This is a genomic window from Kitasatospora sp. GAS204B (assembly GCF_029892155.1).
Classification (GTDB): domain Bacteria; phylum Actinomycetota; class Actinomycetes; order Streptomycetales; family Streptomycetaceae; genus Kitasatospora.
In genome coordinates, this window is the sequence record NZ_JARZAG010000029.1 from 45,932 (window position 1) to 52,594 (window position 6,663).

Here is a 6,663-nt window from a genome sequence, read left to right on the forward strand (position 1 = left end):
GCACGAACAAGCGTGAATTGACGGTAGATCACTCGCTCGGGGACGATCTTGCCCACGGGTTGACGGCCTCGCGGCTGCTCAGTCCACCGTGCGGCCCAGCTCCTGGTCGATGAAGGCGAAGAGCTCGCTGGTGCCGGCGGCCTGGAGCAGGTCGTCGACGTCGGTGGGCTCGTCGCTGTTCTGCGGACCGGCCCACTTGGCGGTGAGGGAGCTGAGCCGGCGGTGGATCTCGGTGCGCTCGGCCGGGGCCGGGTCAGCGGCGAGCAAGGCCGCCTCCAGGGCGTCGAGTTCGGCGCGCATCCGTTCCACGAAGGGGATCTCACGCGGTGCCAGTTCGACGTGCAGGTAGCCCGCCAGGGCCGCGACGGTCGGGTGGTCGAAGATCAGCGTGGGGGCCAGCCGCAGGCCGGTCGCCGCGTTGAGGCGGTTGCGCAGCTCCACCGCGGTCAGCGAGTCGAAGCCGAGGTCCTTGAAGGCGCGTTCACGGTCGACGGCGGCCGGGTTGCCGTGGGCGAGGACGGTGGCGACCTCGCCGCGGACCAGGTCGAGCAGCAGGTCCAGCTGCTCGGTCGCGGGGAGCCGGGCCAGCCGGTCGGTCAGCGACTTGGCGTTCGCGGGCGCACCGGCCGCGGCCCGGGGCCGGGGGGCCCGCACCAGGGTGGTGAGCGCGGGCTGGAGCAGCCCGGCGTCGGCCTGCGCCCGCAGGGCGGCGTGGTCGAAGCGGGCGGGCAGGGTCACCGGGAACGGGCCGCCGAGCGCGCGGTCGAGCAGGTCCAGCGCCTGCTCGGCCTCGATCGGCTGGATGCCGGTGCGGCGCAGCCGGTCGAGCTCGGCCTTGCCCAGCTTGCCGGTCAGGGCGCTCTCCGCCGCCCACATGCCCCAGGCCAGCGCCGTCCCGGGCAGGCCGCGGGCCTGGCGGTGGGCGGCCAGCGCGTCGAGGAAAGCGTTGGCGGCACCGTAGTTGGCCTGCCCCGGGTTGCCGAGCGTGCCGGCCAGCGAGGAGAACAGCACGAAGGCGGCGAGGCCGCTGTCCCGGGTCAGCCGGTGCAGGTGCCAGGCGGCGTCGGTCTTCGGCCGCAGCACGGCGTCGACCTGATCGGCGGTCAGGCCGGCCAGCGCGGCGTCGGCGGTGACGCCGGCCACGTGCAGCACGGCGGTCAGCGGATGCTCGGCCGGGATCGCGGCGAGCAGCGCGGCCAGCGCCGCTCGGTCCGCCGTGTCGCAGGCGACGACGGTGGCCCGGGCGCCCAGCGCGGTGAGCTCGGCGACGAGTTCCCGGGCGTGCGGCGCGTCCGGGCCCCGGCGGCTGACCAGCAGCAGGTGGCGGGCGCCGTGCCGGGTGACCAGGTGGCGCGCGACCAGCGCGCCCAGGGTGCCGGTGCCGCCGGTCACCAGGACGGTGCCGGGGCCGTCCAGCCGGGCCGGCATGCTCAGCACCACCTTGCCGACGTGCCGGGCCTGTTGCAGGTGCCGGAACGCCTCGGGCGCGCGGTGCAGCGGCCAGCTGGTGAGTGGCAGCGGCCGCAGCGCCCCGGCCTCGAAGAGCGCCAGCACCTCGGCGAGCAGCTGGGCGATCCGGTCCGGGTCCAGCGCGGCCAGGTCGAACGCCTGGTAGCTGATGCCGGGGTGGTCGGCCGTGACCGCCTGCGGGTCGCGGATGTCGGTCTTGCCCATTTCGGCGAACCGGCCGCCCGGTGCCAGCAGCCGCAGCGAGGCGTCGACGAACTCGCCGGCCAGCGAGTCGAGGACCACGTCCACGCCCCGGCCGCCGGTCGACGCCCGGACCTGCTGCTCGAAGTCGAGGGTGCGGGAGTCGGCGATGTGCGCGTCGTCCAGTCCGCTCGCCCGCAGCGTGTCCCACTTCGGCCGGCTGGCGGTGCCGAACACCTCCGCGCCCAGGTGCCGGGCGAGTTGGACCGCGGCCATGCCGACGCCGCCGGTCGCGGCGTGGATCAGCACCCGCTCGCCCGCCTTGAGCCCGGCCACGTCGACCAGGCCGTGATAGGCGGTGAGGAAGACCGTCGGCACCGCGGCGGCCTGCTCGAAGGTCCAGCCGGCCGGGATCCGGGCGAGCCGGCGGCGGTCGGCGACGGCCGTCGCGCCGAAAGCCGGCGCGAACAGGCCCAGCACCCGGTCGCCGGGGGCCAGGTCCGGCACGCCGGGTCCGGTCTCCAGCACCACGCCGGCGCCCTCGCCGCCCAGCACCGCAGCGCCCGGATACATGCCGAGGGCGACCAGCACGTCGCGGAAGTTCAGTCCGGCGGCGCGGACGGCGATCCGGACCTCGCCTCGGGCCAGCGGCCGCCCCGCGTCCTCGTCCGGGACCGGCGCCAGCCGCTCCAACGTGCCGGGTTCGAGGGTGTCCAGGCGCCAGTGGCCGGTGACCGGCGGGACGAGGTGGCCGGTGGTGTCGGCCCGGGTCACCCGCGGTGCCAGCACCCGTCCGTCGCGGATCGCGGTCTGCGGCTCACCGGTGGCCAGCGCCCGCGCCACCGCGCGGTCCGGGTCGGTCTCGCGGTCCTGGTCGGCCTCGCGGTCCGGGTCGCAGTCCACCAGCAGGAGCCGGTCCGGGTACTCGAGTTGGGCGGTGCGCAGCAGGCCCCAGAGCGCGGCGGCGGCCAGCTGGGCGACATCCTCGCCCGGCCGGGCGGCCACGGCGCCACGGGTGCGCAGGGCGAGCCGGCTGCCGGTGAACCGGTCGTCCGCCAGCCAGCGGCGGACCAGGTCGAGCACCTCGTGGACCGCGCGGCGGACCTGCTCGGCCAGCTCGTCACCGGGCTCCGCGCCACCGCCGGCCCCGCCCGCCCAGGCGAGGACCACCGTCTGCGGCGCCGGTGCGCCCGCCGCGATCGACTCGGCGAGCGCGGGCAGCTCCTCGGCCGTGACGGTGCCCCAGGTGTCCGCCGCTGGGTCGCCGTCACGGCCGCCCGCCGTGGCCGGCTCGGGCAGCGGGAGCCACTCCAGGCGGTAGAGCGGTGCCTCGGTGCCGGCCGCCGCCCGCAGGTCCGCCGCCAACTGGTCGGCGGCCAGCGGTCGCAGCGCCAGCGACTCCACCACGGCGACCGGTGCGCCGACCGGGTCGGTGACGGTGAGCGTGACGGCGTCCGGCCCAGCCGGGGAGAGCTTCACCCGGGCCGCGGCGGCACCGGTGGCGTGCAGGGTGATGCCGCGCCAGGAGAACGGCAGCATGGGCTGTGGCGCGCCGTCCGGCCCGGTGCGGTCCTGGAAGAGGAGCGCGTGCAGGCTCGCGTCCAGCAGCGCCGGGTGGACGCCGAAGCCCGTGGTGGGCAGGTCGGTGGGCAGCGCCACCTCGGCGTAGAGGTCCGTGCCCAGGCGCCAGCAGGCCGCCAGGCCCTGGAAGGCGGGGCCGTAGCCGAGGCCGAGCCGTGCCAGCTCCTGGTAGAGGGTGCCGGTGTCCAGCGCGGTGGCACCGGCGGGCGGCCACTGCTCTGCCGCCCACGGCGCCGGCCCGTCGGGGTCGGTGCGGTCGAGCAGCCCGGTCGCATGCCGGGTCCAGGGCTGCTCCTCCTCGTCCTGATCGGTCCCAGCGCGCCGCGCGTGGATGTCGATCGGCCGCCGCCCGGCCTCGTCGGGGGCGCCGACCACGAGCTGCAGGTGGACGTCGCCGTCCACGGGCAGCACCAGCGGCCCCTCCAGGGTGAGGTCCTCGACCCGGTCGCAGCCCGCCTGCCGACCGGCCTCCAGGGCGAGGTCGACGAACGCGGTGCCGGGCAGCAGCACGGTGCCCGCCACCGCGTGGTCGGCCAGCCAGGGGTGGGTGCGCAGCGAGAGACGGCCGGTGAGGACCAGGGTCCGGTCACCGGCGAGGTCCAGGGTGGCGCCGAGCAGGGGGTGTCCGGTCACCCGCTGGCCCAGGCCCGCCGCATCCACCGTGACGAGGGGCGAGCCGAGCCAGTAACGATCCTTCTCGAAGGGATAGTTGGGCAGTTCGACCGGGCGTCGCCCGGTGCCGAACGCGGCGCTGAAGTCCACCTCGACGCCACGGACGTGCAGCGCCGCGAGAGCCAGCAGCACGCCTTGGACGGCGGACACGTCACGGCGGCCCGCGGCGCCGAGCACGGCGCCCGGGTCGTCGGGCAGGCAGTCGGCCAGCATCGCGGTGAGCACCGGCTGCGGCCCCAGTTCGAGGTGGTTCACCACGCCCTGCGCAACCAACTCGCGGACGCAGTCGGCGAACCGCACCGCCTCGCGGGCGTGCCGCACCCAGTACTCGGGGTCGCCCAGGCCGCCGCTCTCGATCCGTCCGGTCAGGGTGGAGACGATCGGGATCCGCGGTTCGGCGAACGCCGCCTTTGCCGCGACCGCGCGCAACCCGTCCAGCATCGGTTCCATCAACGGCGAGTGAAAGGCATGACTGACCGTCAGTTGCTTGGTCCTGCGACCAAGTTCACGGAAGTGTTCGGCGAGCTCGGCGACCGCCGCCGCCTCGCCGGAGAGGACCACGGAGCCCGGTCCGTTCAGCGCCGCGATCCCGACCCGGTCACCGTAATCGGCCAGCAGCGGGCGGACCTCCTGCTCGGCCGCCTGGACCGAGACCATCGCGCCGCCGGCCGGCAGCTCCTGCATCAGCCGGCCGCGTGCGGCGACCAGCGCGGCCGCATCGGGCAGCGACAGAACGCCGGCGACATGGGCGGCGGCGAGCTCGCCGACGGAGTGCCCGGCCAGCAGGTCGGGCACCGCGCCGAAGCTCTCCAGCAAGCGGAACAGGGCGGTGCCGTAGGCGAAGAGTGCGGGCTGGGTGTAGCCGGTCTGGTCGAGCAGCGCCGCCTCGGGGGTGCCCGGGTCGGCGAACATGACCTCGCGCAGCGGGCGCGCCAGGTGGCGGTCGAGCTCGGCGCAGGCCTGGTCCAGGGCGGCGGCGAACACCGGGAAGGCGGCGTGCAGTTCACGGCCCATGCCGGGACGCTGGGCACCCTGCCCGGGGAAGAGGAAGGCGGTCCGGCCTGTGGTGGTCCGGCCGGTCAGCAACTCGGCGGCGGGACGCTGCTCGGCCAGGGCCAGCAGGGCCCGGCGGAAGTCGTCGGGCTCGGCCGCGACGACCACCGCCCGGTGCTCGAAGGAACCGCGGGCGGTCGCCAGCGCGTGGCCGACGTCGGCCGGCTCGGTGGCCGCCACCGACTCCAGCAGCCGCCGGGCGCTCGCCCGCAGCGCGGCCTCGCTGCGCGCGGAGAGCAGCCAGGGCAGCGCCGGGGCCGGCGGTACCGGCCCGCCGACCGGTTCAGCAGCAGGCTCGGCGACCGGTTCGGCCGGCGCCTGTTCGAGGATCACGTGCGCGTTGGTGCCGCTCAGGCCGAAGGAGGAAACCGCCGCCCGCCGGGGCGCCCGCTCGGGCCACGGCCGGGCCTCGGTGAGCAGCGCGACCGTACCGTCCGACCAGTCCACGTGAGTGGAGGGTCGGTCCACGTGCAGGGTCGCGGGCAGCACGCCGCGCCGCATGGCCTCGACCGCCTTGATCACCCCGGCCACCCCGGCTGCGGCCTGGGCGTGGCCGATGTTGGACTTGATCGAGCCCAGCCAGAGCGGTCGATCGGCGGCCCGGCCGCGCCCGTAGGTGGCCAGCAGCGCCTGCGCCTCGATCGGGTCGCCGAGCGTGGTGCCGGTGCCGTGCGCCTCCACCAGGTCGACGTCCGCCGTCGTCAACCGGGCGTCGGCGAGCGCCCGTTCGATCACCTGCTGCTGGGACGGGCCGCTCGGCGCGGTCAACTGGCTGCTGGTGCCGTCGGAGTTGACGGCGGAGCCGCGCAACACGGCCAGCACGGGGTGTCCGTGGGCCCGGGCGTCGGAGAGCCGCTCCAGCAGCAGCATGCCGACGCCCTCGGACCAGATCGCGCCGTCCGCCGCGTCCGCGAAGGACTTGCAGCGGCCAGCCGGGGAGAGGCCGCGCTGGCGGCTGAACTCCACGAAGGCCGCCGGCGTCGCCATCACGGTCGCCCCGCCGGCCAGCGCCAGCCCGCACTCCCCCAGCCGCAGCGCCCGCATCGCCAGGTGCACGGCGACCAGCGAGGAGGAGCAGGCCGTGTCCACGGTCAGGGTGGGCCCGCGGAAGCCGAACTGGTAGGAGATCCGCCCCGAGGCGATGCTGCCCGCGCTGCCCACGCCCAGGAACCCCTCCAACTCGGCGGGGGCCGGCCTGGCCTGCTCGGCGTAGTCGTTGTACATCACCCCGGCGAACACCCCGGTGTCGCTCTCGCGCAGGGTGGCCGGGTCGAGCCCGGCGTTCTCCAGCGCCTCCCAGGTGGTCTCGAGCAGCAGCCGCTGCTGCGGGTCGGTGGCCAGCGCCTCGCGCGGGCTCATCCCGAAGAAGTCCGGGTCGAACTCGGCCGCGTCGTACAGGAATCCACCCTCCCGCACATAGCTCCTGCCCGACCGCTCCGGATCCGGGTCGTACAGACCCGCCAGATCCCAACCACGATCGGTCGGGAACTCCCCGATCGCGTCCACACCCTGCTCCACCAGCCGCCACAACTCCTGCGGCGAACGCACCCCACCCGGATAGCGGCAGGCCATCCCGACGATCGCGATCGGCTCCCTGACCCGCTCCTCGGTGTCGGTCAACCGCTGCCGGGTCTGGCGGAGTTCGGTGGTGGCCCGCTTGAGGTAGTCGCGGAGCCGGTCCTCGTTGGTGGTCACGTGAGCCTCTCG

General features: G+C 75.6%; 1 protein-coding gene. It reads right to left on the reverse strand.

Annotated features, from left to right (window positions below):
- Positions 1-78 precede the first annotated feature (78 nt).
- Positions 79-6,651 carry a type I polyketide synthase gene (locus P3T41_RS30610; protein ID WP_280693821.1) on the reverse strand — a complete coding sequence of 2,191 codons (6,573 nt, stop codon included), beginning with the start codon at positions 6,649-6,651 and terminating at the stop codon, positions 79-81.
- Between the last annotated feature and the right edge of the window lie 12 nt (positions 6,652-6,663).